Source organism: Pseudolysinimonas kribbensis (genome assembly GCF_039531715.1).
Taxonomy (GTDB): Bacteria; Actinomycetota; Actinomycetes; order Actinomycetales; family Microbacteriaceae; genus Pseudolysinimonas; species Pseudolysinimonas kribbensis.
The window spans coordinates 22,929-47,681 of the sequence record NZ_BAAAQO010000003.1 but is presented as its reverse complement, the minus strand read 5'-3'; the positions used below and the strand labels follow the sequence as shown (position 1 = coordinate 47,681).

27 protein-coding genes and 1 tRNA gene are annotated in these 24,753 nt (G+C 71.3%); 5 read left to right on the top strand and 23 right to left on the bottom strand.

Translation table 11 applies throughout. The annotated features are described in order from the left end of the window. The first annotated feature begins 2 nt into the window (after positions 1-2). Positions 3-440 (top strand): RbsD/FucU family protein, encoded by a 438-nt coding sequence (locus ABD285_RS06850; protein ID WP_284253300.1) that lies wholly within the window; start codon positions 3-5, stop codon positions 438-440. On the opposite strand, the gene ABD285_RS06845 is transcribed toward ABD285_RS06850, so the two are convergent. The 4 genes from ABD285_RS06845 to ABD285_RS06830 are packed head-to-tail and all read right to left on the bottom strand — an operon-like array spanning position 437 to position 3,427. Then, a complete protein-coding gene (locus ABD285_RS06845; RefSeq protein ID WP_344201394.1) occupies positions 437-814 on the bottom strand; it encodes a DUF2200 domain-containing protein in 378 nt (125 codons plus the stop codon). The genes ABD285_RS06850 and ABD285_RS06845 overlap by 4 nt on opposite strands. Positions 815-846: 32 nt before the next feature. Beyond that, positions 847-1,677 carry an ABC transporter permease gene (locus tag ABD285_RS06840; RefSeq protein ID WP_284253301.1) on the bottom strand — a complete coding sequence of 277 codons (831 nt, stop codon included), beginning with the start codon at positions 1,675-1,677 and terminating at the stop codon, positions 847-849. Beyond that, positions 1,674-2,504, bottom strand: coding sequence for an ABC transporter permease (locus ABD285_RS06835; protein WP_344201391.1), 831 nt, complete (start codon positions 2,502-2,504; stop codon positions 1,674-1,676). The genes ABD285_RS06840 and ABD285_RS06835 overlap by 4 nt, the downstream gene beginning before the upstream one ends. Further along, the gene (locus ABD285_RS06830; RefSeq protein WP_284253303.1) at positions 2,501-3,427 is read right to left on the bottom strand and encodes an ABC transporter ATP-binding protein; all 927 of its coding nucleotides are present in this window, start codon (positions 3,425-3,427) and stop codon (positions 2,501-2,503) included. Before ABD285_RS06830 ends, ABD285_RS06835 begins: the two co-directional genes overlap by 4 nt. 205 nt (positions 3,428-3,632) lie before the next feature. Here ABD285_RS06830 and ABD285_RS06825 point away from each other — a divergent pair, with 205 nt between their 5' ends. From ABD285_RS06825 to ABD285_RS06810, 4 genes are all read left to right on the top strand, one after another. Then, positions 3,633-3,848 carry a hypothetical protein gene (locus tag ABD285_RS06825; protein ID WP_284253304.1) on the top strand — a complete coding sequence of 72 codons (216 nt, stop codon included), beginning with the start codon at positions 3,633-3,635 and terminating at the stop codon, positions 3,846-3,848. Beyond that, positions 3,845-5,653, top strand: a complete 1,809-nt coding sequence (locus ABD285_RS06820) for an ABC transporter ATP-binding protein (RefSeq protein WP_425564970.1) — start codon at positions 3,845-3,847, stop codon at positions 5,651-5,653. Before ABD285_RS06825 ends, ABD285_RS06820 begins: the two co-directional genes overlap by 4 nt. A gap of 124 nt (positions 5,654-5,777) precedes the next feature. Next, positions 5,778-6,710, top strand: a complete 933-nt coding sequence (locus tag ABD285_RS06815; RefSeq protein ID WP_344201383.1) for an NAD-dependent epimerase/dehydratase family protein — start codon at positions 5,778-5,780, stop codon at positions 6,708-6,710. Further along, positions 6,707-7,645, top strand: a complete 939-nt coding sequence (locus ABD285_RS06810; RefSeq protein WP_284253307.1) for an RNA polymerase sigma-70 factor — start codon at positions 6,707-6,709, stop codon at positions 7,643-7,645. Before ABD285_RS06815 ends, ABD285_RS06810 begins: the two co-directional genes overlap by 4 nt. Here ABD285_RS06810 and ABD285_RS06805 read toward each other — a convergent pair. From ABD285_RS06805 to ABD285_RS06715, 19 genes are all read right to left on the bottom strand, one after another. Beyond that, positions 7,642-8,214, bottom strand: coding sequence for a dihydrofolate reductase family protein (locus tag ABD285_RS06805; protein WP_284253308.1), 573 nt, complete (start codon positions 8,212-8,214; stop codon positions 7,642-7,644). The genes ABD285_RS06810 and ABD285_RS06805 overlap by 4 nt on opposite strands. Positions 8,215-8,312: 98 nt before the next feature. Beyond that, on the bottom strand, positions 8,313-8,912 hold the full coding sequence (locus ABD285_RS06800) for an isochorismatase family protein (protein ID WP_284253309.1): 600 nt from the start codon (positions 8,910-8,912) through the stop codon (positions 8,313-8,315). A gap of 28 nt (positions 8,913-8,940) precedes the next feature. Then, positions 8,941-10,392 (bottom strand): D-alanyl-D-alanine carboxypeptidase, encoded by a 1,452-nt coding sequence (locus ABD285_RS06795; RefSeq protein WP_284253310.1) that lies wholly within the window; start codon positions 10,390-10,392, stop codon positions 8,941-8,943. Between the two features lie 26 nt (positions 10,393-10,418). After that, positions 10,419-11,402, bottom strand: a complete 984-nt coding sequence (locus tag ABD285_RS06790; RefSeq protein WP_344201377.1) for a Gfo/Idh/MocA family protein — start codon at positions 11,400-11,402, stop codon at positions 10,419-10,421. Between the two features lie 115 nt (positions 11,403-11,517). Continuing rightward, the gene (locus tag ABD285_RS06785) at positions 11,518-12,378 is read right to left on the bottom strand and encodes a hypothetical protein (protein WP_344201374.1); all 861 of its coding nucleotides are present in this window, start codon (positions 12,376-12,378) and stop codon (positions 11,518-11,520) included. A 159-nt stretch (positions 12,379-12,537) separates the two neighbouring features. Further along, a complete protein-coding gene (locus tag ABD285_RS06780) occupies positions 12,538-13,884 on the bottom strand; it encodes an FAD-binding oxidoreductase (protein ID WP_344201371.1) in 1,347 nt (448 codons plus the stop codon). A gap of 33 nt (positions 13,885-13,917) precedes the next feature. Continuing rightward, positions 13,918-14,376: a YybH family protein gene (locus tag ABD285_RS06775; protein WP_344201368.1), complete on the bottom strand. Its 459-nt coding sequence runs from the start codon at positions 14,374-14,376 to the stop codon at positions 13,918-13,920. A 74-nt stretch (positions 14,377-14,450) separates the two neighbouring features. Further along, on the bottom strand, positions 14,451-15,080 hold the full coding sequence (locus tag ABD285_RS06770; RefSeq protein WP_344201365.1) for an LUD domain-containing protein: 630 nt from the start codon (positions 15,078-15,080) through the stop codon (positions 14,451-14,453). After that, a complete protein-coding gene (locus ABD285_RS06765) occupies positions 15,077-15,556 on the bottom strand; it encodes a VOC family protein (protein WP_344201362.1) in 480 nt (159 codons plus the stop codon). The genes ABD285_RS06770 and ABD285_RS06765 overlap by 4 nt, the downstream gene beginning before the upstream one ends. A 76-nt stretch (positions 15,557-15,632) precedes the next feature. Further along, positions 15,633-16,556 carry an RNA polymerase sigma factor SigJ gene (gene sigJ, locus ABD285_RS06760; RefSeq protein ID WP_344201359.1) on the bottom strand — a complete coding sequence of 308 codons (924 nt, stop codon included), beginning with the start codon at positions 16,554-16,556 and terminating at the stop codon, positions 15,633-15,635. Positions 16,557-16,637: 81 nt separating this feature from the next. Further along, positions 16,638-16,713, bottom strand: a tRNA-Thr gene (locus tag ABD285_RS06755). A gap of 62 nt (positions 16,714-16,775) precedes the next feature. Beyond that, positions 16,776-17,411, bottom strand: a complete 636-nt coding sequence (locus ABD285_RS06750) for a TetR family transcriptional regulator (protein WP_284253316.1) — start codon at positions 17,409-17,411, stop codon at positions 16,776-16,778. 116 nt (positions 17,412-17,527) lie between these two features. Beyond that, positions 17,528-19,072, bottom strand: coding sequence for an alpha/beta hydrolase (locus ABD285_RS06745; RefSeq protein WP_344202455.1), 1,545 nt, complete (start codon positions 19,070-19,072; stop codon positions 17,528-17,530). Between the two features lie 108 nt (positions 19,073-19,180). Next, positions 19,181-20,326, bottom strand: a complete 1,146-nt coding sequence (locus ABD285_RS06740) for a DNA polymerase III subunit delta' (protein WP_344201355.1) — start codon at positions 20,324-20,326, stop codon at positions 19,181-19,183. Between the two features lie 44 nt (positions 20,327-20,370). Then, positions 20,371-21,018, bottom strand: coding sequence for a dTMP kinase (gene tmk, locus ABD285_RS06735; RefSeq protein WP_284253317.1), 648 nt, complete (start codon positions 21,016-21,018; stop codon positions 20,371-20,373). A gap of 7 nt (positions 21,019-21,025) precedes the next feature. After that, entirely contained in the window at positions 21,026-23,761 is a 2,736-nt protein-coding gene (gene topA, locus ABD285_RS06730; protein WP_344201351.1) for a type I DNA topoisomerase, read from the bottom strand. Between the two features lie 69 nt (positions 23,762-23,830). Beyond that, the gene (locus tag ABD285_RS06725; RefSeq protein ID WP_284253318.1) at positions 23,831-24,163 is read right to left on the bottom strand and encodes an Rv3654c family TadE-like protein; all 333 of its coding nucleotides are present in this window, start codon (positions 24,161-24,163) and stop codon (positions 23,831-23,833) included. Beyond that, positions 24,160-24,546, bottom strand: coding sequence for a TadE family type IV pilus minor pilin (locus ABD285_RS06720; protein ID WP_344201347.1), 387 nt, complete (start codon positions 24,544-24,546; stop codon positions 24,160-24,162). The genes ABD285_RS06725 and ABD285_RS06720 overlap by 4 nt, the downstream gene beginning before the upstream one ends. After that, the gene (locus ABD285_RS06715; protein ID WP_425564969.1) at positions 24,524-24,736 is read right to left on the bottom strand and encodes a DUF4244 domain-containing protein; all 213 of its coding nucleotides are present in this window, start codon (positions 24,734-24,736) and stop codon (positions 24,524-24,526) included. Before ABD285_RS06715 ends, ABD285_RS06720 begins: the two co-directional genes overlap by 23 nt. Between the last annotated feature and the right edge of the window lie 17 nt (positions 24,737-24,753).

The window sequence follows — 24,753 nt, the reverse complement described above, 5'->3', positions numbered from 1 at the left end:
GCGTGACGCTCAAGGGCATCGACCCCCTCCTCAGCGGCGAGCTGCTGCAGGCGCTCGACGAGCTCGGCCACGGCGATCTCGTGGTCGTCGCCGATCGCAACTTCCCGGCGCACACGCAGGGCGCGCCGGTCGTCCGGATCGATGCGGGCGTCGTCGACGCCATGCGCGCGATCCTGTCCGTCTTCCCGCTCGACACGTTCGTCGAGCAGCCGCTCGAGCGGATGGTGCCGGAGGACGGCACCGGCGCCGAGCCCGGATTCCCGTGGACGGTGCCGGCCGAGGTGATCGCCGTCGCGGCCGCGGCCGAACAGCGCTCGCTGACCTTCCGTGACATCCCGCGGATGGCGTTCTACGAGCGCGCGAAGCAGGCGCACCTCATCGTGCTCACCCGCGAGACGGCGCCCTACTGCGACTTCGTGTTGACCAAGGGCGTCGTCTAGCGGGTCGCCGGCGAAGCGGACCCGTCGCCGCGGAGGATCGACGTCATCTTCTTGCCCCGCGCCACCTCGTCGACCAGCTTGTCCAGGTAGCGGATCTTCTGCATCAGCGGGTCCTCGATGTCCTCCACCCGGTAGCCGCAGATCATGCCGGTGATGAGGGAGGCGTTCGGGTTCATCGCGGGAGCGGCGGCGAAGAACCCCTCCATGTCGACCCCGTCGGAGACGGCTCGGCGCAGCCCGCTCTCGTCGTAGCCCGTGAGCCAGCAGATGACCTGATCCACCTCGGCGCGGCTGCGGCCCTTCCGCTCGACCTTGGCGACGTAGAGCGGGTAGATGGTGGCGAAGCTGAACTGGAAGATCCGGTGACCTGCCATGAGTCCTCTCCTGGGTGGTCCGCGCGCGATCGCTAGTCGAGGAAGAGCGCGCGCAGCCGACGGGTCGTGAAGGTGAGCCCGACGGCGATCATGACGAGGAAGTATCCGACGTGGATGAACACGGCCGGGCTCAGGATCCCGGTCGTGAGGCCGCGGAGCAGCTCCACCGCGTGCCAGAGCGGGAAGACCTCGATGACCCACTGCAGCGGCACCGGGTAGACCGACAACGGGTAGAACGTCGCCGAGAGCAGGAACATCGGCAGCAGCGCGAAGTTGATCCAGTCCATCTGCTGGAACGTCTTCAGGTAGCTCGTGATGCCCATCCCGAGGCTCGCGAAGCCGAACGCGATGAGCAGCACCGCGGGCAGCGCGAGCAGCACCGTCCACGACAGCGAGAGACCCAGCGCGCTCATGACGATCAGGAAGGCGACCGCGTACGCGCCGCCGCGCAGCAGCGCGAGCAGGATCTCGCCGAGCGCGACGTCGAGCGGGCCGAGGCTGGTCGCGAGCATGCCGTGATAGAGCCGAGCGAAGTGCATCTTGAAGAAGACGTTCCACGTCGAGTCGTAGATCGCACCGTTCATCGCCGAGACGCCGAGCAGGGCCGGGGCGATGTAGGCCGCGTACGGGATGTGGATGCCGCCGTAGGAGACCGGGCCGACGAACGATCCGAGGCCGACGCCGAGCGCGAGCAGGTAGAACACCGGCTCGACGAAGCCGGTCGCGACCACGATGTAGTTCGTGCTGCCGGTGGCGCGCAGACCGCGGTAGACGACCGCACGGGCGTTGCCCGAATAGAGGGCGCCCACCCCGCCGCGACGGCGGGTCGGCGCGATCGCCGGGCGGGTGGATGTCGAGGTCACTTGCGCAGCCTCCGATCCGTGATCCGCATGACGAGCAGCCCCGCGACGACCACGATCGCGACGAGGTACACGACGTGCACGAGGATCAGCCAGGCCGGCTCCTGTTGCCCGTACGACAGGTCGCGGGAGAGCTGGGTGCCGTGCCACAGCGGCGACAGCCAGCCGATCCACTGCAGGAAGACCGGCATGCTGGTCAGCGGGAAGACGGTGCCGCTGAACAGGGTCAGCGGCAGGATGATGACCCGGTTGACGATGTTGAACTGGCCGCGGTCCTCGGTGATCGACGAGGCGTAGGCGCCGATCGGCAGCCCGAACGCGAGCGCGGTCAGAATCGCGACCGGCAGCACGGCGAAGCCCCAGCCCGGCTGGATCGCGCCGAAGATCATCGCGATGACCAGGTAGATCGCGGCCGTGACGGCGATGCGGATGGTCGTGGAGACGAGATGGCCGAGCATGATCTGCCGGGGCGAGACGGGGCTGGCGTACATGCCCTCGTAGACCCGGTTCCACATGAAGCCGAGCAGCACGCCGAACATGTACTCCTCGGCGGCGACGCCGACAGCGCTCGCACACAGGAACGCCGGGATGACGTACTGGGCGTACGACACGCCCTCGATCCGCCCGCTCCCCCCGCCGACGAGGGTGGCGAGGCCCACGCCGAACGCGAGCAGGTACAGCAGCGGCGACCCGATGGCCGTCGCGATCCACGCGACCCAGAAGCTCGGCAGCCGCCGCAGCTCGTGCTCGGCCACATACCACCAGCCGAACCGGCGGGGCGAGGTGGCACGCGGCGCCGTGATCGCGTGACCCTCCGCGACGGCCGTCATTCGATGAGCGACCTTCCGGTGAGCCGCAGGAAGACGTCCTCGAGGCTCGAGCGGCGCACGAGACTCGTGAGCGGCTGCAGTCCGCGGCGCTGCACCTCCTGCAGGGCCGCCTCGCCGTCGTGGGCGTAGACGAGCAGCCGGTCGGGCAGCACCTCCTGCCGGTCACCGAGGTCGTGCAGCGTCCGCGCCGCCTCCGCGCTGCGGTCGGTGCCGAAGCGCAGCTCGAGCACCTCGCGCGTCGAGTACTCGCGGATCAGGGCCGCCGGCGATCCCTCGGCCATGATGCGGCCCTTGTCGACGACGACGAGCCGCTCGCACAGCTGCTCGGCCTCGTCCATGTAGTGCGTCGTGAGCACGAGCGTCGTGCCCTGCTCGCGCAGCCGGTAGAGGCGATCCCACAGGATGTGCCGGGCCTGCGGGTCGAGCCCGGTCGTCGGCTCGTCGAGCAGCAGGATGCGGGGGTCGTTGATGAGGGCGCGCGCGATCGTGAGCCGGCGCTTCATGCCGCCGGAGAGGTCGTCGACCTTCGCCCTGGCGCGGTCCTCCAGCTGCGCGAAGGCGAGCAGCTCGTCGGCGCGCTTCGCGACCTGCGCGTGGCTCAGGCCGAAGTAGCGGCCGTAGACGAGGAGGTTCTCGCGCACCCTCAGGTCGGTGTCGAGGTTGTCCTGCTGCGGCACGACGCCCAGTTGCGCCCGGATGTCGGGGCCGCCCTCGTCGGGGTCGAGCCCCAGCACCTCCAGCGTGCCGCTCGTGCGCGCGCTGACGGCGCCGACCATCCGCATCGTGGTCGACTTGCCGGCCCCGTTGGGTCCGAGCAGGCCGAACGCCTCGCCGGGCGCGACCTCGAACGAGATCGCATCGACGGCGGCGGTGTCGCCGTACTTCTTCGTGAGGTCGACGGCGGCGATGACGGCGGCGGACATGACCCTCCAGCCTAGGCACCCGCCTCCGACATCCCAACCCCGAACCGCGGCCCCTCGATCCCCTCGCCCCTTTGCCATCCGATGGCCACCGCGCGAACGGCATCGGATGGCAAAGGGGTGATCGGTTGTCGTCCATCAGCGGCGGGCGGCGGCGACACTGTCAACCTGAGTTGACATTCGGCGAACGTCAACTAACGTTGACAACATGGACGTCGGCACGATTCACACGCTCGCCGGCGACGCCGGATCCGACGATCCGATCGTGGCGCTCCGCGCGGTGGCCCAGCTGCAGCGCGAGCTCGACCGGATCGAGGCGGTCACGGTGCGCCGGGCGCGCAACGCGAACGCATCCTGGCAACTCATCGCACTGTGCCTCGGCGTGAGCCGGCAAGCGGTGCACAAGAAGTACGGACGGGCATGACCGAGACCACTCATTCTGATGACCGACGACCGGGACGGTCGATGTTCGGGAGGCCGAAGGACGACGGGCCGAGGGCGAGCTTCCGCCAGCTGCTGCCCTACCTCACCGAGCATCGCGGCATCCTGGCGGTCGTCGTCGCGCTCAGCCTGGTCGGCGCGGCCACCTCGCTCGTGCAGCCGCTGCTCGTCAGCCAAGTGATCGGCATCGTGCAGAAGGGCGGCGCGCTCGGGTGGCTGGTGTGGGCGCTCGTCGCGCTCGTCGTCGTCTCGGCGCTCATCAGCGGCATCCAGCACTACCTGCTGCAGCGCGCGGGCACGAGCGTCGTGCTGTCGGCGCGCCGCCAGCTGGTGCGCCGGATGCTGCGCCTGCCGATCTCGGAGTTCGACCGCCGCCGCACCGGCGACCTCGTCTCGCGCGTGGGATCCGACACGACGCTGCTCTACGCCGTCATCACGCAGGGACTCGTGGATGCGATCGGCGGCGCCGTCGTGTTCGTCGGCGCGCTCATCGCGATGCTCGTCATCGACCCGGTGCTGCTCGGGCTGACCGTGCTGGTGATCGCGGTGTCGATCGTCGGCGTCGTCGCGCTCTCCTCCCGCGTGCGGGTCGCGAGCCGGCAGCAGCAGGAAAAGGTCGGCGACCTCGCGGCGGCGGTGGAGCGCGCGATCAGCGCGATCCGCACCGTGCGGGCGGCGAACGCCACCGAACGGGAGACCGTCGCGGTCGAGGAGGACGCGCGCGGGGCGTACCGGGCCGGCATCCGGGTCGCGAAGATCTCCGCGCTCGTCGTGCCGGTCGCGGGGATCGCGCTGCAGGTCTCGTTCCTCGTCGTGCTCGGCGTGGGCGGCTACCGGGTGGCGAGCGGGGCGATCACGATCGCGAACCTGGTCGCGTTCATCCTGTTCCTGTTCATGATGATCATGCCGCTGGGGCAGGCGTTCGGCGCGCTCAACTCCGTCAACCAGGCGCTCGGTGCGCTCGGCCGCATCCAGGAGATCATCACGACGCCGAGTGAGGACGAGGGCGACGCGGCGCTCGAGCCGGCCGCCCCCGGGTCGTCGGACGCGGCGATCGCCTTCGACGACGTGCGGTTCGGGTATCAGGTGCCCGAGGACGAGGACGGCACAGAGGTGCTGCACGGGGTCAGCTTCGAGGTGCCGCGCGGACAGCGCGTCGCCCTCGTCGGACCCTCCGGCGCGGGCAAGAGCACGATCCTCGCGCTCATCGAGCGCTTCTACGACCCGACCTCGGGCGTCGTGCGGGTCGGCGGCGCCGACGTACGGGGAATCGACCGGCTCGAGCTGCGCTCGCGGATCGGGTACGTCGAGCAGGATGCCCCGGTGCTGGCCGGCAGCATCCGCGACAACCTGCTGCTGGGCTCCCCCGACGCGACCGACGACGACTGCCGCCGGGTGCTGCACGATGTCAATCTCGACGAGGTGCTCGCCCGCGATCCGAAGGGGCTCGACGCGCCCGTCGGCGAGGACGGCGTCATGCTCTCCGGCGGCGAGCGTCAGCGCCTGGCGATCGCTCGGGCGCTCTTGCAACAGACGCCGATCCTGCTGCTCGATGAGGCGACCGCCTCGCTCGACGGGCTCAACGAGCAGCTGCTGCGGGATGCCATCGACGCCGTTGCGCAGGATCGCACCCTGCTCGTCATCGCCCACCGGCTCTCCACCGTCGTCGACTCGGACCGCATCGTCGTGCTCGACCACGGCCGCGTCGTCGGCGTCGGCACCCACTCGGAGCTCGTGGCATCCACCCCCCTCTACCGCGACCTCGCGAAGCACCAACTCCTCGTCTGACTGGCCGAAAACGCATAGTGCGGGGGGTCCCGCACTATGCGTTTTTGGCCAGTGGGGGGGCGGGATGTCACATCCGGGTGCGCTGCCTCGTCTCGTGCGTGACGACGCAACGGAGGAGGATGCGATGAAGGTGTTCGTGGCAGGTGGCACGGGAGTGGTCGGGCGGCGGCTGGTGCCGCAGCTGGTCGCGCGCGGCCACGAGGTGACGGCGACGACGACGAACCCGGCCAAGGTCGCCGGGATCGAAGCGCTGGGGGCGCGAGGCGTGGTCATGGACGGGCTGGATGCGGCATCCGTCGGCGAGGCCGTCGCGGCCGCCGAGCCCGACGCGATCGTGCATCAGATGACCGGCATCTCCGAGAAGCACGCGGGCAAGCCCGACCTGAAGCACATCGACCGCTGGTTCGGCCCCACCAACCGGCTGCGCACCGAGGGCACCGACCATCTGCTCGCCGCGGCCGCCGCGACGGGCGTGGCGCACGTCGTCGCCCAGAGCTATGGGTCGTGGAACGGCCTCCGCGAGGGCGGCTGGGTCAAGACCGAGGACGACCCGCTCGACCTGCACGAGGGCACCGCGGCGCACGCCAACTCGCTCGCCATCGCGCACCTCGAGAAGGCGGTGCTCGCCGTGGACGGCGCGGTGCTGCGCTACGGCGCGCTCTACGGCCCCGGCGCCAGCGACGATCAGGTGGAGCTGGTGCGCCGGCGGCAGTACCCGCTCGTCGGCAACGGCGAGGGCCGCAGCTCGTGGCTGCACCTGGACGACGCGGCGAGCGCGACGGTGCTCGCCCTCGAGCAGCGCGCCCGCGGGGTGTTCGACGTCGGCGACGACGAGCCCGCGGCCGCGAACGAGTGGCTACCCGCCCTCGCCCAGGCGGCCGGCGGCAAGCCGCCCATGCGCGTGCCGGTGTGGCTGGCCCGGATGCTCGCGGGCGAGGTGGCCGTCATCATGATGACGCAGGGCCGCGGCTTCTCGAACGCGAAGGCGAAGCGCGAGCTCGGCTGGACGCTGCGCTTTCCGTCGTGGCGGCAGGGATTCCGGGAGGGATTGGCATGAGCCGGACCGCGCAGGGACGCGCCGAGGAGTTCCAGGCGCTGCGCCCGCTGCTGTTCTCGATCTCCTATCGGCTGCTCGGCAGCGCGGCGGAGGCCGAGGATGCGGTGCAGGAGGCCTGGCTGCGGTACGACGCCGTCGAGGAGGATCCGGCATCCCCCAAGGCGTTCCTCTCCGCGGTCGTGACGCGCATTTCGATCGATCTGCTGCGCTCGGCGCGGATGCGGCGGGAGCAGTATGTCGGCACCTGGTTCCCCGAGCCGCTGCTCGAGGAGCCGTACCAGGACCCGGAGCACGCGACCGAACTGGCCGACACCCTCTCGATGGCCGCCCTGCTGCTGCTCGAGCGGCTCAGCCCGCTGGAGCGCGCCGTGTTCGTGCTGCGCGAGGTCTTCGGCTTCCCATTCGATGAGATCGCAGCGACGGTCGGGTCGTCCGAGGCGGCGTGCCGCCAGCTGGCATCCCGCGCCCGCCGGCACATGGAGGAGGGCCGGCCGCGGTTCGACGCCGACCGACGAGAGCGGGAGCGACTCGCGGAGCGCTTCTTCACGGCGCTGCACGACGGCGATGTCGAGAGCCTGCGCACGCTGCTCGCCGACGACGTGCACCTGGTCGCCGACAGCGGGGGCAAGGCGCCGCAGTGGGGCACCGGGATGTTCGGCGGGCGCAACGTGGTCAAGCTGCTGTCCGCGCTCATGCCGGACTTCCTGCGGATCGGTGGCGTCGTCGAGCCGCACGAGGTCAACGGTCAGCCGGGCGCGATCTTCCGCGATCGCGGCGGGCTCGTCATCACGACCTGGAGCCTCGACATCGCCGAGGGCCGCATCCAGACGATCCGCGCGGTCACCAACCCCGAGAAGCTCGGGCACATCGGGCCGGTCGCCGACAACTGGGCGATCGTGCGCCAGGTGAACGAGGGGCGCCGGCCCGGCAGTTAGCGGGCGTCGCCCGCGACCGCCGGAGCCGGGCGGTAGCGGAGGTCGACGGTGCGGCTGGGCACCGGCCCATCGAGCAGGAGATGCCGGATGCGACCGCCGAGGGCCTCGTAGAGGCGCACACCGTCTCCCAGCAGCACCGGCGCGATGTGGATGTCGATCTCGTCGATCAAGCCGAGGTCGAGCAGTTGCGCGCAGATGGACGGGGAGAAGACCTCGACGTTCTTCCCGCCGGCGGCGTCGAGCGCAATGCGGACCGCCTCGTCGACCGGGCAGGAGAGCACCGTGATGTCGTCGATCGGCTCCGCGTCGTCGGGATGATGCGTGAGCACGAAGATCGGCCCCTGCCAGGCCCCTCCGTAGGGGCGGGAGTCGCCGATGGCGCTGTCGAATCCGGAGCGTCCGGCGAGCACGGCGCCGGTGGTCTCGATGTACTCGCGATGCAGTCCCTCGCGAGTCGTCGCGCCCTCCATGAACGCCATGTCGTGCCCCGGACCTGCGACGTAGCCGTCGAGCGAGATGCAGAAGTGCATGAGCACCTTGCCCGCCGCGGTCTGGGGCGACAGCTCCACTAGCTCTGGTGCTCCATCACGACCGTGAGCACGAAGCCCACGAACAGCGCGACGGCCACCACGACGGAGGCGATGAGGACGATCCGAGCGGCCATGAGTCAATCCTGCCCCCGATCGGTGCCGGATGCCGCCACCACCACCCCGGCGCCCCGCAGCTCCTCGAGCGCCGCGGCACTCGATTCGGCGGCGACGCCCGCGACGAGGTCGGTCAGCACCCGCACCCGGCGGCCGGAGCGGAGGGCGTCGAGGGCGGAGGCGCGCACGCAGTAGTCGGTAGCGATCCCGGCGACGTCGACGTCGTCCACCCCGAGCCGGTCGAGCACGGCCGGGAAGCCGATGCCGTCGTCGTCGGTGCCCTCGAAGATCGAGTACGCGGGGCGGCCCTGGCCCTTGCGCACGTGCACGTCGACGAGCGTCGCGTCGAGCCCGGGGTCGTACTCGGCGCCGGGTGTGCCGGCGACGCAGTGCTCCGGCCAGGTCTCGACATAGTCCGGCGGGGCGTCCGAGGCGAAGTGGCCGCCGTTCGTGCCGTCGCCGTCGTGCCAGTCGCGGGAGGCGATGACGACGTCGTATCGCTCGGGATGCGCTCGCAGGTACGCGGAGATCCCCGCCGCGACGGCGTCGCCGCCGTCGACCCCGAGCGCCCCGCCCTCGGTGAAGTCGTTCTGCACGTCGATGATGAACAGCGCCCTGGTCACCCCTCCATCCAACCGCAGCCGGCGTCGGTCAGGTGTTCGACAGGTTGTCGCCGCAGCGGTAGACGGCCGTGGCGAGCGTGTCGAGGGCGCTCTTGGCCGCCGCGCTGATGCCCGGGCCCATGGCATAGAAGGTGAACACGAGCCGCGTGCCGTCCGAGGCGTCGATGAACCCGGAGAGGCTGTACTCGATGTCGATCCAGCCGGTCTTCGCGGTGACGTGCCCGCGGGCGATCGCGTTCGGGCCGGTGAACCGCGCCTGCAGTCCGCCGGAGCGCCCCGCCACGGGCAGCGCCGCCCGCACGACGTCGAGCCCCTGGGTTCCGGCCTGCACGATGCGCATGAGCTGTGTCAGGGTGCTCGCCGGCACGGCATTGCGCGGGCTCTCGCCCGACCCGTCGCGGATCGTGAGCCCGGTGCTCGGGATGCCGTACGGCGCGAGCGCCGCCGGGATGGCCTGCTGGAGCGATGCCGCCGATCCGTCGAGCCCCTGCTTCTTCGACACGATCCGCGCGAGCATCTCACCGAGCGTGTTGTCGCTCGGCAGCAGCAGTTGCGGCAGCAGGGTGCGCAGCGGCTGCGACACCACCTGCGCGAGGCGGGACGCACCGGCCGGCGCCGTGCCCGTGCCGGCGGCGACCGAGGGCGCGACGACGCCGCCGGGGTCGGCGGCGTGCAGGGCCTGCACGAAGGCGGCCCCGGCCCGGGCCACCGGGTCCGTGCTGCGCGGGCTCGTCTCGTACGCCGGGGTCTGGCGGTCGCCGTCGACCTGCAGCGCGGTGGTGTAGGACTGGTAGCCCTGCGTGCGCTCGCTCATCTTGACGTCGGGGTCCCACGCCGTGTCGGTCCAGTAGCTCGAATCGAGCACGACCGTCGTGATCGGAACACCCGGATGCGCGGCCGCGTAGGCGGTCAGCGCCTGGGCCGCGAGGGTGGAGAGCTTCGGCGCGCCGGCGTAGACGCTCTGCGCACCCGCCGGCGTGGCGCTGAGGGTCGCGTCACCGTGCCCGACGAGCACGACCGTCCCCGGCGCCCCGCCATCGACGACATCGGTCGGGATCCGGTAGTCGGGGCCGAGGACGTCGACGGCGGCGGCCGCGACGAGCACCTTGAGCAGGCTCGCGGTCGCGGTGGGTGTCGCGGCGTTGCGATCGAACAGCACCTCGCCGGAGTCGGCTCGCGCCACCTGGGCCTCGAGCGTCATGAGGCGCGGATCCGCCGCCGGACCGGCGATCGAGCACGTACGGAGCCGGCTCGCGGTCGCGGTCGCCGACGGCGTGGGGCGCGGCGGCGGGGTCGACACCCGAGGCGTCGGAGACGGCTCGGCGACGGCGAGCGTGCGACCGTACGCCATCCCGGCGAACACGGCACCGGTGCCGAGCAGCACGAACGCGAGCGCGGCGGCGCCCACGATCCAGGCGGCCGGATGGCGCCGGAACGCCGCCGCGATCCCGCCCCCTCGAGCCTGCCGGTCGTCGCTCACGCCGACACCCTACCCAGCCGGCGTGATCACTCCCCGGGGTAGCGCAGGCCGATCTGACGCCGGATTTCGTCCATCGTCTCCATGATCGCGACCGACTCCGCGGGCGGCAGCAGGTCGCCGGCGGCGTGCCCGTGCGCGACGAGCCGCTCGAGTTCGACGGCCTGGAACTGCATCCCGCGGCCCTCGACCTTCGACTCGTAGCTCTCCAGCACCGCGCCGTCGGACCCGATCACGCGGAACGACGTCGGCGTGTACCAGACCGGGTCGATCTCGATCCGCGCCTCGGTGCCGATGATCACCGCGCGGTTCGGACCGCGTGCGTCGAGCTCGGTGTGCAGCACCGCCATGCGCGCATCCGGATAGCCCAGGACGATGGCCGTCTGCTGGTCGACGCCGGTCGCGGTGGGGTCGGACATCGCCAGCACGCGATCCGGGGCGCCCAGCACGTCCCACGCGAACGACACCGGGTAGATGCCGAGGTCGAGCAGGGCGCCGCCGCCGAGGTCCGGGTTCTGCATGCGGCCGGCGGGGTCGGCGGAGGCCTTCTGGTCGTGGTCGGCGATGAGGCTGCGCAGCTCGCCGAGCGTGCCGGCGCCGATGATCTCGCGGATGCGGATCATGTGCGGCATCCAGCGCGTCCACATCGCCTCGAGCACGATGAGGCCCCTCGACTCGGCGAGGTCGACGACCTGCTGCGCCTCGGCCGCATTGATCGTGTACGGCTTCTCGAGGAGCACGTGCTTGCCCGCCGCGAGCGCGAGCAGCGCCGCCGACGCGTGCGCCGAGTGCGGGGTCGCGACGTAGATCACGTCGACGTCGGGGTCGGCGACGAGCTCCTCATAGCTGCCGTGCGCGTTCGGGATGCCGTTGCGATCGGCGAATGCCCGCGCCTTGCCGAGATCCCGCGATCCGACCGCCGCGACCGGGGCGCCGATCAGCTGCAGGTCCTTCACGAACGACTGGGCGATACCGCCGGTGGCGAGGATGCCCCAGCGCAGGTGTTCCGTCATCCCGCCAGGCTACCGGCGCCCGGCCGGGCATCGCGGAGGGGGCGTGGCCGGCAGATGACCGGGGAGGACGCGGGGGCTGAGAACCCCACGTCCTCCCCGGAGCTGTGGGGGGCGGCTAGCAGCTGACCCAGCGTGCCGCGGCTCGCGTGAAGCTCGACGGCTCGTTCGGGATACCGCCGTGCGACATGGCGAAGTAGATGCACACGTGCGCCGTGCTGCCCGTGTAGCTCGGGCGGTACAGGGAGAGCCGGTGGTCGATCGAGATCCACCACTTCGACGCGACCGTCGCGCCCGAGTTGCCGGAGCCGCCGGCGAGGTTGCCGTCGCAGCCGCGTGCCGGCACCCCGTCGCTGCGCGGCGTGCCGCTGTGGCCCCACGCGCTGTTCGGGTCGGTGCTCGGGTCCTCGGCGATCCAGAACAGCCGGTCCTCCATGCAGGAGTCGTACCGGAAGTTGCCCGAGGGGATCGGCGTGAGGCAGTTCTGCACGCGGATCGAGTTGTAGGTGGCCGAGAACGACTGGATGTCAGCGGTCGTCGTGCCGGTGATCATCCCCTGTCCGAGCGGGTCGGCCCGCCCGGGCGCGCTGCCGCCCCCGCCGCCGCCGCTCGGGCACGACTGACCGGCCGCCGCGCGCGCGGCGCGGCGCACCGACGCGCCCCCGTCGCGGCTCGCGGCCGCCTGCGGCGTGATCACCACGGGCTTCGGCACCGGCTTCTGCGCCAGGTGCTCGGTGTCCGGGATGCTGCGCGCGGAGGCCAGCACGCTCGCCGTCTGCACCGTGACCGCGCTCGCGGCGTCGGCCGCGTCGGTCACCGGTGCCGCGGCAGCCGGATCGCTCGCCGCGACCGGCGCGATCGCCGCCGACTCGGCCGCGTACGCCGGCTCGAACAGCGATGGACCCGCGCCGCCGGCGAACGGCATCACGAGAATGAGTACGAGAGAGAAAACGGTGCCCAGAATCAGGGTCTTCTTCATGGTCCCCCCAGACCAAGCTCAGCTGAACACCGGCTCTCCCCCCGGAGATGATTCCGATGTCTGTGTCGGACGCTACGCCCGCCTGCGGGTGGTGGCAACCCCCGATGCGGGGGTCGCGACGGCTCGTGGGACCGCTTCGGAGCCCCGGGGTTCGCCGGCCTACGCCGGGTCGGGCCGGATGTTGTGGTTGCCGGCGAACACGTCGTCCGGGTCGTAGCGGCGTTTGATCGTCGCCAGCCGGCGCAGCGCGGCCGGGGGATAGATCGCGGCGACATCCTCGTCGGTGGCCGTCGACAGGAAGTTCCCGTAGGCGCCCACCACGAGCGGGCCGAGTCTCGCCCAGGTCGCGTCCAGTGCGCCACGAGCGGCCTCGACAACCGGCGGGGGGCCCGCGAGGGTCGTGATCACCAAGAGCTCGGCGGCGCGATGCGCATAGGCGGTCGCGTCAGCGGGGACGCGCGCGACGGCACCGCCGAGACTCCGGACGCCGACGAATGGTCCTCCTGCCGACGAGGCGGTCTCCACCAGCGTGTCGAGCACCTCCTGCACCGATTCGGGGTCGACGAAGGCGCTCCGAGTGACCAGCCGGATGCCGAGGGGCGCCGTGGCGCCGTCGGCGAGGACCTCGGGGTACGGCGTGAGCGCGACGTCGTCGGCGATCACCGTGCCGAGAGCGCGGATCGGCGCGAGCGCGGTGGCGGCGCGTTCCGGATCATCACCGTCGAACACGACGCGGATGACGACCGGGGCATCCGGCCCGCCGGCGAAGGGGTTGGCCAGCTCGGCGGCCGAGGTGAGTTCGTCAGGGGCGTCGCGCAGATACTCCGCCCACCCCCGAAGCACCCGCGGAGCCTCCACGGCGGGAAAGGAGATCGCACCCGAGAAGACGTCGGTCGTCCTGTGCGCGACGAAGTCGAAGGCCACGACGATGCCGAAGTTGCCGCCACCACCGCGGATCGCCCAGAACAGGTCGGGGTTCTCATCGGCGCTCGCTCGCACGAGTCCGCCGTCCGCGACCACCACCTCGGCGGCGATCACGCTGTCCAGGGCGAGACCGTATCTGCGCACCTTCCAGCCGATTCCGCCCGACAGGGTCAGCCCGCCCACACCGACGCTCTTCGTGTCTCCGGACGAGATCGCCAGACCGAGCGGAGCCAGGTGCGCCGCGACCTGCCCCCACGTGGCGCCGCCGCCGATGCGCACGATGTTGCGCTCCCGGTCGAGCAGCCGCACCTCGGCCAGCCCGCCCAGCTCGATCACCACGCCGCCCTCGTTGGTGCCGAAGCCGGCGAACGAGTGGCCACCACCGCGGACGGACAGCGGCAGCGCGGCCTGGGTCGCGAAACGCACCGCCGCCTGCACATCGGCGACGTTCGCCGGGCGCAGGACATACGCGGGGCTCCCCGACGTCAGAACGGTCCGGCGCGCGGATTCGTACGCCGGCGCATCCGGTTCGATGATCTCGCCGAGGAAGTCACCGGCGAGGGTGTCGAGATGTGAATTCATGGGGATCCTCCGTGTCCGTTCGCAGGTCGACGATCAGGCACCGGCCGGGGCCGCCGGCTCGAGGTCGGTGACGGCGTCGCCGGTCGTCACGTCGAAGGGGACCGATACCTGGTCGTGTGCGATCACCCAGGTGCCGTCGACCTTCCGAAAGCCGAATGTGGCTCTGACCCACATCCCCGCTGTCGCCGAGCCGTTCTTCAGCGTGCCGCTCAGACGTCCGAAGCCGTGACCGAACGCCACATCGCCCCCGACTGTCAGGTGGAAGTCCCGAATCTCGTACGCGAGGTCGTCGAAGAACGCGAAGGCATTCGCCCAGTTCTTCATCTTCGCCTCCACCCCGAGATGCTGCAGGGGCGGGTCGATGTCGAACGACACGACGTCCGTCGCGTACAGGCCTCTCAGCCCCTCGGCATCCTTGGCGTGCAGGAAGTCGGCCAGGGCGTCGACCTGCTGTCGGATCCTGGTCGCATCCATGTCGTGTTCCGTGGCCATCCGGTCCATCCCTTCTTCGTGGTGCATCGTGTCGATTCCGATCTCGACCCCTCGGGCGGGTTCGCGCGCGCGGTTCAGAAGCCGGCGGCTGCCCGCAGCAGCAGAACGGTGCTGCGCCCGGGCTGCGGTTCGGCGTTGAGGACGAGGAGATGATTGATCGCGCTGGGAAAGCCGTAGGCGGCTTGCGCGCGCGCGTTCTCCAGCGGCAGGCAGTGCTCCTCCAGTCGCCGCAGCGCGGCACTCAGGTCCGTCACGATCTTCTGCGCACCCACGACCCAGATCCGGCGTGCGGCGCCTCCGGAGTACGAGGGCAGCTGACTTCCGCTGGCGGACGCGATCACCAGCGAGCCCTCCTCGGTGACCGCCGCAACACTTCCGAGAACGACATCGGGGGTGGCGAGCATGCGCCGGATGTCGTCGCCCTGCGTGGCTCGGTCCATCCTCAGTGCGAGCGGCTTGAGCGCGCGGTAGCGGCCGCCGGCCGTGACGTCCTCCTCGATCCCCGAGAGGCGGAGGGTCTCACTCGCGGCGGTGAACACGCTGGCACGTTCGGGGATCAGATCGCGGACGCGGGCTCGTGCCGCGTCAGCACCGTCGAGGATCTCCGGCGAGAAGCCGCGGGCCTGCAGAGCATCGGCCACGCGCTCCACCCGGTCGGCCGGCGCGGGCCGGGCGAAGGCCGCGGGGTGCGCCCGACCGGTCATGATCGTTCTGCCGTCGGGGCGCCGTGAGCCCGGAGCCCCGCCAGACGGCTCTCGATCTCCTCCACCGGCACAGCGCGCAGCGGCTGGTCGAACGCCCATCGATGTCCGGACGGGTCGAGGACCTCCCCGGTTCGCACCCCCCAGAAGGCGTCCTCGACGTTGCGGCTTGGCGTCGCTCCGGCGGCCAGGGCACGTTGCATCGCCGCGTCGGTGTCCTCCACGCGCAGGCGGTAGGCCGCGGCCGATGTGCCGCTGGTCGCGGGGCTGGCCAGTTCGGTGCCCGGAACGGGCGCGGCCAGCGCGATCTGCAGACCGTGCAGGTCCAGCTCGGCGGTCGCGATGGTCCGGTCGGGAAGCCGGAGGATCCGGGTCACCCTGGCGCCCAGAGCCTGCTCGTACCAGCGGATGCCGCGATCCACGTCGTCGACGATCAGATGCAGGGCGAACGCCGGTGTGGTGCTGATCGCCTGTTCCATCGGGTGCTCCTCTGCCTGTTCGGATGACTCGCTACTTCGACGACACGGCGCCCGGGAATGTGAGGCCCGGGGAGGATCACCTCCAGCTGCCGAGCTTCTCCGGATTGCGGATGACCCAGAGGCGCTGGATGCGGTGGTCGGCGACATCGAACGCGTACACCGCGGCTGTCGTCCCGTGATCGAGGGCGACAAGGCCGGGCTGCCCGTTGACGGTCCGTTCGAGCAGGGTCAGGACGCCCGCACGGGTGGCCAGGCCTACCAGGAACTCGGCGATCCGATCGCCGCCCTCGATGGGGATCACGGACGCCCTGACGCGACCGCCACCGTCGGCCACGGCCGTCGCGGAGGGGTCGAGGATCGCGACCAGGGCGCCGATGTCCTTCGCCTCCCAGGCCCTCTTGAAGCTCCGCACCACGGCAGCACGTTCGCCGATGGACGCCGTGACCGGTCTCGCGTCCTTGATCCGACGGCGGGCCGAGGATGCCAGTTGGCGGCACGCGGCCGGCGTGCGCCCCACGATCTCCGCGATCTCGGTGAACGGGTAGCGGAAGACGTCGTGGAGGAGAAACGCCACGCGTTCGGCGGGGGTCAAGGAGTCGAGGATCACGAGAAGGGCCATGTCGACCGACTCGTCCAGCGTGATCCGGTCCGCCGGGTCGGCGGCCATCTCGGCGCCTCCGCTTCGCCACTGCACAGAATCGGGCAGCGGTTCGGGGAGCCACTCGCCGACGTACCCCTCGCGGCGCACGCGTGCGGAGCCGAGCAAGTCGAGGCACACCCGGCTCACGACCGTGTTCAGCCAGGCCCCCGGCGAATCGATGGCGTTCCGCTGTTCTGCGGCGAGGGCATACCAGCGGGTGTATGCCTCCTGGACGGCATCCTGGGCGTCGGCGAGGGAGCCCAGGAGCCGGTAGGCGAGATTGAGCAGCGCCCGCTCGTGGCCGAGGAGCGGCCCCCCGGATACGTCCTCGTGCCTACCGCCTGCTGTGTCGTCCACCATGCCCTCCGCTTCTTCGACGAAGCAAGGGGCCGGAATGTGACATCAGCGGCCCGGCATCGCACGCGGCGCGGACTCTCATCGTGGAGCCACCTAAGGGAATCGAACCCTTGACCTATTCATTACGAGTGAATCGCTCTGCCGACTGAGCTAAGGTGGCGCGCCCCTGAGGGGCCCTGACGAGTGTAGCCGAGCCGGGCGGACCGTCTCACCGAGCCCGGCTCACCGATCGAGGAGGGTCGGCAGCAGCTCGGCGAGCTCGGCGAACGACTCGTGGATGCGATCCGCGATGCCCTCGGAGGAGTCGCGTTCCGCGGCGAAGCACATCCACGCGTGACGCATGGTGGCGATGCACACGAGAACGACGAGCCGCGCACGGCTGGAGCGGGCCTCGGGGGTCAGCTCAGGCTGCTCCATGGCCAGGCGACGGTCCACGACATCGGTGAGCTCGCCCTCGAAATGCCGGAACCGCTCCATGCGGATCGCCGAGATGTGCGGGTAGCGGTGGAAGACCTCCTTGCGCGCCGCCATGAGCTCGGCGTCGTGGAAGGCGTGCTCGGCGGCCGCGTCGAAGAGGTGGCCGAGGTCGGCGAGCAGGGGACCGCGCGAGGCGACGAACCGCTCGATCGTCTCGTCGTCCGGCATCTGCGGGCCCTCCCCGGCGAGGGCGGCCTCCTTGGACGGGAAGTAGTTGAAGAACGTGCGCGGCGAGACGTCGGCGATCCGGCTGATCTCGTCGACGGTCGTGGCCTCGAGGCCGCGCTCCCCCACGAGCTGGAGCGCGGCGAGCAGGATGGCGCGACGGGTCGCGAGGCGCTTGCGCTCGCGCAGGCCGGGTTCGACCGCCGTCTCGGACATGGTCCTATTCTTGCATCCAGTGCATTTTTGCGCCCGCTGGCGCGCTGGAGCTCAGAGCGAAGGCCATTTCTGGCCTTCGCCGCGACGCCAGCGCCGAGGCCCGTCTCGGGCCTCGGTCAACAGTGCGGGTCGCGGCTCGGCACCTTGTCGCTCACGAAGAAATCGTCGACCGCCGAATCCACGCAGCGGTTGCCCTTGTTGTAGCCGGTGTGCCCCTCGCCCGTGCGGGTGACGAGATGACCGTTCTGCAGCTCCTTCGCGAGGTTCTTCGCCCAGACGTACGGCGTCGCCGGGTCGTCGGTCGTGCCGACCACGATGATCGGCGCCGACCCGGCGGCGTGGATGGCGACGCGATCGCGCGAGCCGGGGAACGGCCACGTCGCGCACGACGTGCCGCCCCACGACATGACCGGGCCGAACAGGGGCGCCTGCGCGTCGAGCTGGGCGGCCTGGCGGCGCATGTCGGCCGGGTCGGAGTCGGTCTTGTAGTCCAGGCAGTTGATCGCCTGGAACGCCTCGGTCTCGTTCGACGAGTACGCCCCGCTCGAGTCCCGGTCGTTGTAGGAGTCCGCGAGCTGGAACGCGATCGAGGTGCCGCCCTGGCGCACGTCGTCGAAGAGCTGGTCGAGGTACTTCCAGTTGCTCTGGTCGTACAGCGGCAGGATGATCGCGGTGAACATGGTGTTCGCGCCGAGCATGCGGCCGTCCTCCCCCGCGACCGGATGCTGCTGCAGCTGCTCGAGGAGCTGGTGCACCTGCGTCACCGCGCCGTTCACCGTGCCGTGGAACGGACATCCCTTACGACTCAGGCAGTCGCCGAGGTAGGCGCGGAAGGCGCTCTCGAAGCCCTTGGCCTGGGTGAGCGTGACGTCGAAGTCGCTCGTGGCCGGATCCAGCGCCCCGTCGAGCACGAGCCGGCCGGTCTTCCTCGGGTAGAGCTGCGCGTAGGTCGCACCGAGCAGCGTGCCGTAGGAGTAGCCGAGGTAGTTCAGCTTCTTGTCGCCCAGCACCGCGCGCAGCAGGTCGATGTCGCGCGCCGCACTGTCGGTGTCGACGTACTGGAGCAGCGCCCCGGTGTTCTTCAGGCAGGCCTGGCCGAACTGGCCGTTCTCCTTCTCGACCTGGGCGATCCACGCATCGGACCCGGGCGTGCCGGGCACGATCCCGTAGATGAAGTCGTCCAGCTCGCGCGAGCCGCCGCAGTCGACGGCGGACGACGCCCCGACGCCGCGGGGATCGAACCCGACGATGTCGAAGTGCTGCTCGAGGGTCGAGTCGACCGCATAGCTCAGGCTCTGCTTCACGAAGTCGACCCCCGATGCGCCCGGACCCCCCGGGTTCACGAGGAGCGAGCCGATCGGCGTGCCCGATGCGACGTGCCGGATGAGCGCGAGCTTGATCGACGCCTTGCCGGGGTCCTTCCAATCCATCGGCGCGCGCGCGTCGGCGCACTGGAATCCGCCGGCGCACGCCTGCCAGTGCAGAACCTGCGAGTAGAAGGGCTGCAGCGCGGGTTCGACCTTCTCCCCCGTCGGCTTCGAGGTCGTCGAGTGCGGGCGCGCGGGTGGGAACAGCGTCGAGCATCCGCTCAGCAAAAGGGCCGCTGCGCAGACGGCGGCGAGGGCCGCGACACGGATCCGGGTGCCGCGGCGGGAAGTCATCACGGGCACATCCTGCCAGGGCGGGCGTGCGATCCGGCTGAGCCGTCGCTCAGGGTCGCCGCACGGCGGCACTCTGCCCTCAGGTCGCCGCACGGCGGCACTGCGCCCCTAGGGTCGCCGCACGGCGGCGACCAGCACCGCCTCCAGGGCGAGGGCGGGCGCGACGTTGCCCTGGATGCGCTCGCGCGCCGCGGCGATCGCATCGAGCGTGGCGAGCGTGCGCTCGGGCGTCGATGCCCGGGCGGCCGACTCGAGCTCGCCGAAGATCGCGAGGTTGACCGGTTCCGAGTCGACGTCGAGCTGCCGCAGCAGGATGTCGCGGTACAGCGACAGCAGGTCGACCAGGATGCGATCGAGCCCGTCGCGCAGGCTCCGCGTCGCGCGGCGCTTCTGGTCCTCCTCGAGCGCCTTGAGCTGGGCGCGCAACCCGGGCGGAACCGTGCCGCCGGGCTCGACGCCGAGCGAGCGCAGCGCGGCGGCGCGCTCCTCCTCGTCGCGTTCGGCGGTGATGGCCTTCGCGTCGGCGTCGGCGACCTCGAGCAGCTCCGCGGCCGCCAGCACCGCGCCGGAGACGCTCCGGATGCCGAGGGCGAGCTGGAGGGTGCGCGCCCGCCGCGCCCGGGCCTCGTCGCTCGTCGCGAGCCGGTGCGCCATGCCGATGTGCGACTGCGCCTCACGCGCGGCGCGCTCCGCGTCGGGGCGCGGCACGGCATCCCGGCGCTCGATGAGGTCGGCGACCTCGGCGACGCTCGGCACCCGCAGCCGCACGGTGCGCACGCGCGACCGGATCGTCGGCAGCAGGTCGGCCTCGCTCGGGGCGCACAGGATCCAGACCGTGCGCGGCGGCGGCTCCTCGAGCGCCTTCAGCAGCACGTTCGAGGTGCGCTCGGTCATGCGATCGGCATCCTCGATGATCATGACCCGGTAGCGGCCGACGCTCGGCGAGAACTGACTCGTCGACACCAGTCGGCGCACCTCCTCGATCGAGATGACGACGCGCTCGGTGCTCAGCACGCCGAGGTCGGGATGCGTGTGCGCCTCCACCTGGGCATCCGTGACCGCGTCGCCGCCCCCGCGCGAGAGCAGTGCGGCGGCGAAGGCGTACGCCAGCGTCGATCGGCCCGATCCCGGGGGGCCCGTGATGAGCCAGCTGTGCGCGAGGGTGTCCTTGGTGTCGCCGGCGGGGGCCGCCGCCGCGGTGCGCATGGTCGCGATCGCCGCGGCCTGACCGGTCAGCTCATCCCACAGCGCCACGGCTCGAGGCTACCGGCCACCACCGGGAGCGGGTCGCGTCCGGCTCAGCCGACCAGCTCGGCGACGCGGGCGCGGATCGCAGCGGCGAGCTCCTCCACCGGGAGCGTCGCGTCGAGCACGAGGAAGCGCTCCGGCTCGGCGGCGGCGAGCGCGAGGTACGCGTCGCGCACCCGGCCGTGGAACTCGGCGGCCTCCGCCTCGAGCCGGTCGTACCGGGTGCGCGCGGCGTCGAGGCGCGTGCGTCCGATCGCGGGGTCCAGGTCGAGCAGCACGGTCAGGTCGGGCAGCAGGCCCTCGGTCGCCCAGAGCGACACGTTGCGGATCTCGCCGCCGTCGATCTCGCGTCCCGCGCCCTGGTAGGCGACCGACGAGTCGAGGTAGCGGTCCTGGATGACGACCTCGCCCCGCGCGAGCGCCGGCCGCACGAGCGTGGCCACGTGGTGGGCACGATCGGCGGCGTAGATGAGCGCCTCGGCGCGGGGCGCGATGTGGCCGCGCCGGTGCAGCACGATCTCGCGCAGCTCGTCGCCGAGCTCCGTGCCGCCCGGCTCGCGCGTGCGCACGACGGTGCGACCCGCCTCGGTGAGCCAGGTTTCGAGCAGTGCGGCCTGGGTCGACTTGCCCGCGCCGTCGCCGCCCTCGAACGTGACGAACAGACCGCCGCCGCCCGGCCGAGTGCGGCCCTGCGCCATCGGGGACCTACTTCTTCGCGACGGTGCGCCGGGCCGTGCCGCCCGTGCGCCGGGCGCCGGTCTTCGGCTTGGCCGGGCCCTTCGCCCGCTTGTCGGCGAGCAGCTGCACGGCGCGTTCGAAGTCGACGGACTCCACGTCTTCGCCCCGCGGGATCGTGGCGTTCGTCTCGCCGTCGGTCACATACGGTCCGAAGCGCCCGTCGCGGATGCGGATGGGCTTGCCGCTGACGGGATCGGCGTCGAACTCCTTGAGCGCGCTCGACGGCCGCCGAGCGCCGTACTTGGGTTGGGCGAACACCGCGAGCGCACCGGGAAGGTCGATCTCGAAGATCTGCTGCTCCGACTCGAGCGATCGGCTGTCGGTGCCCTTCTTGAGGTAGGGCCCGAACCGGCCGTTCTGCGCCGTGATCTCCTCGCCCGACTCGGGGTCGGCGCCGACGACACGCGGCAGGCTCAGCAGCATGAGCGCCGTGTCGAGATCGACGGTCGCCGGGTCCATCGACTTCAACAGGGATGCCGTGCGCGGCTTCGGCGCGTCCTTCTTGGCGGGCTTCTTCTTCGGCTTCGGCTTCACCTCGCCCGTGGCCGCATCGACGGTCTCGCCGCCGTCGGTGGGCTCCTCCGGGAGCAGCTCGGTCACGTACGGGCCGTAGCGGCCGTCCTTCGCGACGATGGTGCGGCCGTTCTCGGGGTTCTCGCCGAGCACACGGTCGCCGACCTCAGGCGCCTCGATGAGCTCGCGCGCCCGCGCCTCGGTCAGCTCGTCGGGCGCCATCTCGTCGGGCACGTTCACCCGGCGCGGGGTGTCCGATCCCTCGACGGGCACCTCGAGGTAGGGACCGTAGCGCCCGATGCGGAGGGTGATGTCGTCGGCGATGCGCACCGAGTTGATGTCGCGGGCGTCGATCTCGCCGAGGTTCTCGACGACGTTGCGCAGGCCCCGGTGCTTGTCGCTGCCGAAGTAGAACTCGGTCAGCCAGCCGACCCGCTCGGCCTCGCCGTCGGCGATCCGGTCGAGGTCCTCCTCCATCTCCGCGGTGAAGTCGTAGGCGACGAGGTCGGCGAAGTGGTCCTCCAGCAAGCGGACGACGCTGAACGCGATCCAGTTCGGCACGAGCGCGGTGCCGCGCGGCGTGACGTAACCGCGGTCGATGATCGTGGAGATGATGCTCGCGAACGTCGAGGGGCGGCCGATGCCGAGCTCCTCGAGCGTCTTCACGAGGCTCGCCTCGGTGTAGCGCGGCGGCGGGCTGGTCTCGTGGCCCTTCGCCTCGACCTCCTGGTCGTCGAGCTCCTGGCCCTCGGTCAGCGGCGGCAGGTCGTCGCCCTCGGCGTCCGCGGCCGCGTCGCCGCGCGTCTCGGCGTCCTCCCGCGTGGCGTCGGTGCCCTCCTCGTACGCGGAGAGGAACCCGCGGAATGTGATGACGGTGCCGGATGCCGTGAACTCGGCGGTGCCGGCATCCGCGGTCGCACCGTCGATCGTCACGGTCGCGGTCGACCCGCGCGCGTCCGCCATCTGCGATGCGACGGTGCGCTTCCAGATCAGGTCGTAGAGCTTGAAGTCGTTGCCCCGCAGCACGCCGGCGAGCTCCGAGGGCGTCTTGAACACGTCGCCGGCCGGCCGGATCGCCTCGTGCGCCTCCTGCGCGTTCTTCGACTTGCCGGAGTACATGCGCGGCTTCTCGGGCACCGTCTCGGCGCCGTAGAGCTTCGCCGCCTGGCTGCGCGCGGCATTGATCGCCTGCTGCGACAGGTTCGGCGAGTCGGTGCGCATGTAGGTGATGTGGCCGTTCTCGTACAGCCCCTGCGCCACGCTCATCGTCTGTCGCGCCGAGAACCGGAGCTTGCGGGCGGCCTCCTGCTGCAGCGTGGAGGTCGTGAACGGCGCCGCGGGGCGCCGCGTGTACGGCTTGGACTCGACGGACGCGACACTCCAGCGGGCGGTATCCGCACGCAGCGCCGCGGCGAGGCGCTCGGCGGAGGCCTCGTCGAGGGCGACCGCGTCGTTCTTCAGGACGCCGCGGTCGTCGAAGTCGCGACCGGTGGCGATCCGGCGCGCGTCGAGGCGGACGAGCTTGGCCTGGAACGACGGCCCCCCGCCCGTGGCGGCGAGCCGGGCCACGAGATCCCAGTATCCGGCCGACACGAAGGCGAGCCGCTCGCGCTCCCGGTCCACGACCAGGCGGGTCGCCGCGGACTGCACGCGCCCCGCGGACAGGCCAGGCCCGACCTTGCGCCAGAGCACGGGCGAGACCTCGTAGCCGTAGATGCGGTCGAGCGCCCGGCGCGTCTCCTGGGCGTTCACGAGGTCCATGTCGATCTCGCGCGTGTTCTGCTCGGCGCGCTGGATGGCCTCCTTGGTGATCTCGTGGAACACCATGCGCTTGACGGGCACCTTGGGGTTCAGCACCTCGAGCAGATGCCACGCGATGGCCTCGCCCTCGCGGTCCTCATCCGTTGCGAGGTAGAGCTCGTCGGCGTCCTTGAGGGCCTTCTTGAGCTCGGAGACCGTCCTCTTCTTCTCGTCGCTGACGACGTAATAAGGAACGAAGCCGTTCTCGACGTCGATCGAGAACCTGCCCATGAGCCCCTTCTTGAGCTCCGGCGGCAGGTTCTTCGGTTCGATGAGGTCGCGGATGTGACCGACCGAGGCCTGCACCTCGTAGCCGTCGCCCAGGTACTGGGCGATGGTCTTGGCCTTCGCCGGTGACTCGACGATCACCAGCTTCTTGCTGTCGGGCACGGTCCACCTTCCATTCGTGCGACACCATACACAGTCGTTCGCGGGGGTCGCTGACGTGCGGTCGACGGGTCATCGTGGCGGACCGGCCGTCGCGCGGGCGGTGAGCGGGATGCCGCCCACGGCGCCGGCGACCTGCACCGTGAGCACGAGGCCGTCCGCGAGGCAGCTCTGCAGCCGCGCCCCGTCAGCCGCCGCGACCCGCGCAGCGACCGGGCACGGGTCGCCGGGAGCGGCTCCGGCCGCGACGTCCGCGGCCGCGAGGGCGGCGGCATCCGCGGCGGCGAGAACCCGCTGGCGAGCCGCGAGACCGGCGCCGAGACCGACGACCGCGCTCGCGACGAGGGCGAGTGCGGCGACGATCGCGACGGCCAGTACGGCCCCCGCCCCGTCATCCCGACTCACCCCGCGGCCCCCGGTCGATCGTCCAGGGCGCAACTCGTCGCCCCCACCGCCCCGAACATCGCCGCCGGCCCGGCTCCCGTCACGCGCACTCGCACGCACACCATCCCGTCGTGCGGCGAGCTCGACCAGGCGGCGCCGGGCAGCTGTTCGCGCAGATGCCGGCTGACGGCACCGGCAGGCTCCCCGCGGCCGAGGATCCGCGCCGCGTCGGCGGCCGCGTCCTCGGCGCGCACCTGGAGGGCCGCGACGCCCGTGCCCGCCAACGCCGCGACGAGCACGAGGATGACGGCCGGAAGGGCCACCGCGAACTCGGCCGCGACGGCACCGCTCTGCCGATCGGCCCGATGCCCGCGATCGAGATCAGCCCGCGACCGTGAGCGCACGGTGCACGAGATCCGTCAGCATGCCCTGCACGGCACCGGACTTGAGGATCACGACGAGCAGACCGGCGAAGCCGACAGCGGCCATGATCACGACGGCGTACTCGGCGGTCGCGGCGCCCGCGTCCCGACCGAGTCGCCGGACGCGCGCGGCCGGCATGGAGGGAAAGGAACGGAGGGAGATTCGGGGCATGCGCTCCTGCTTTCGTT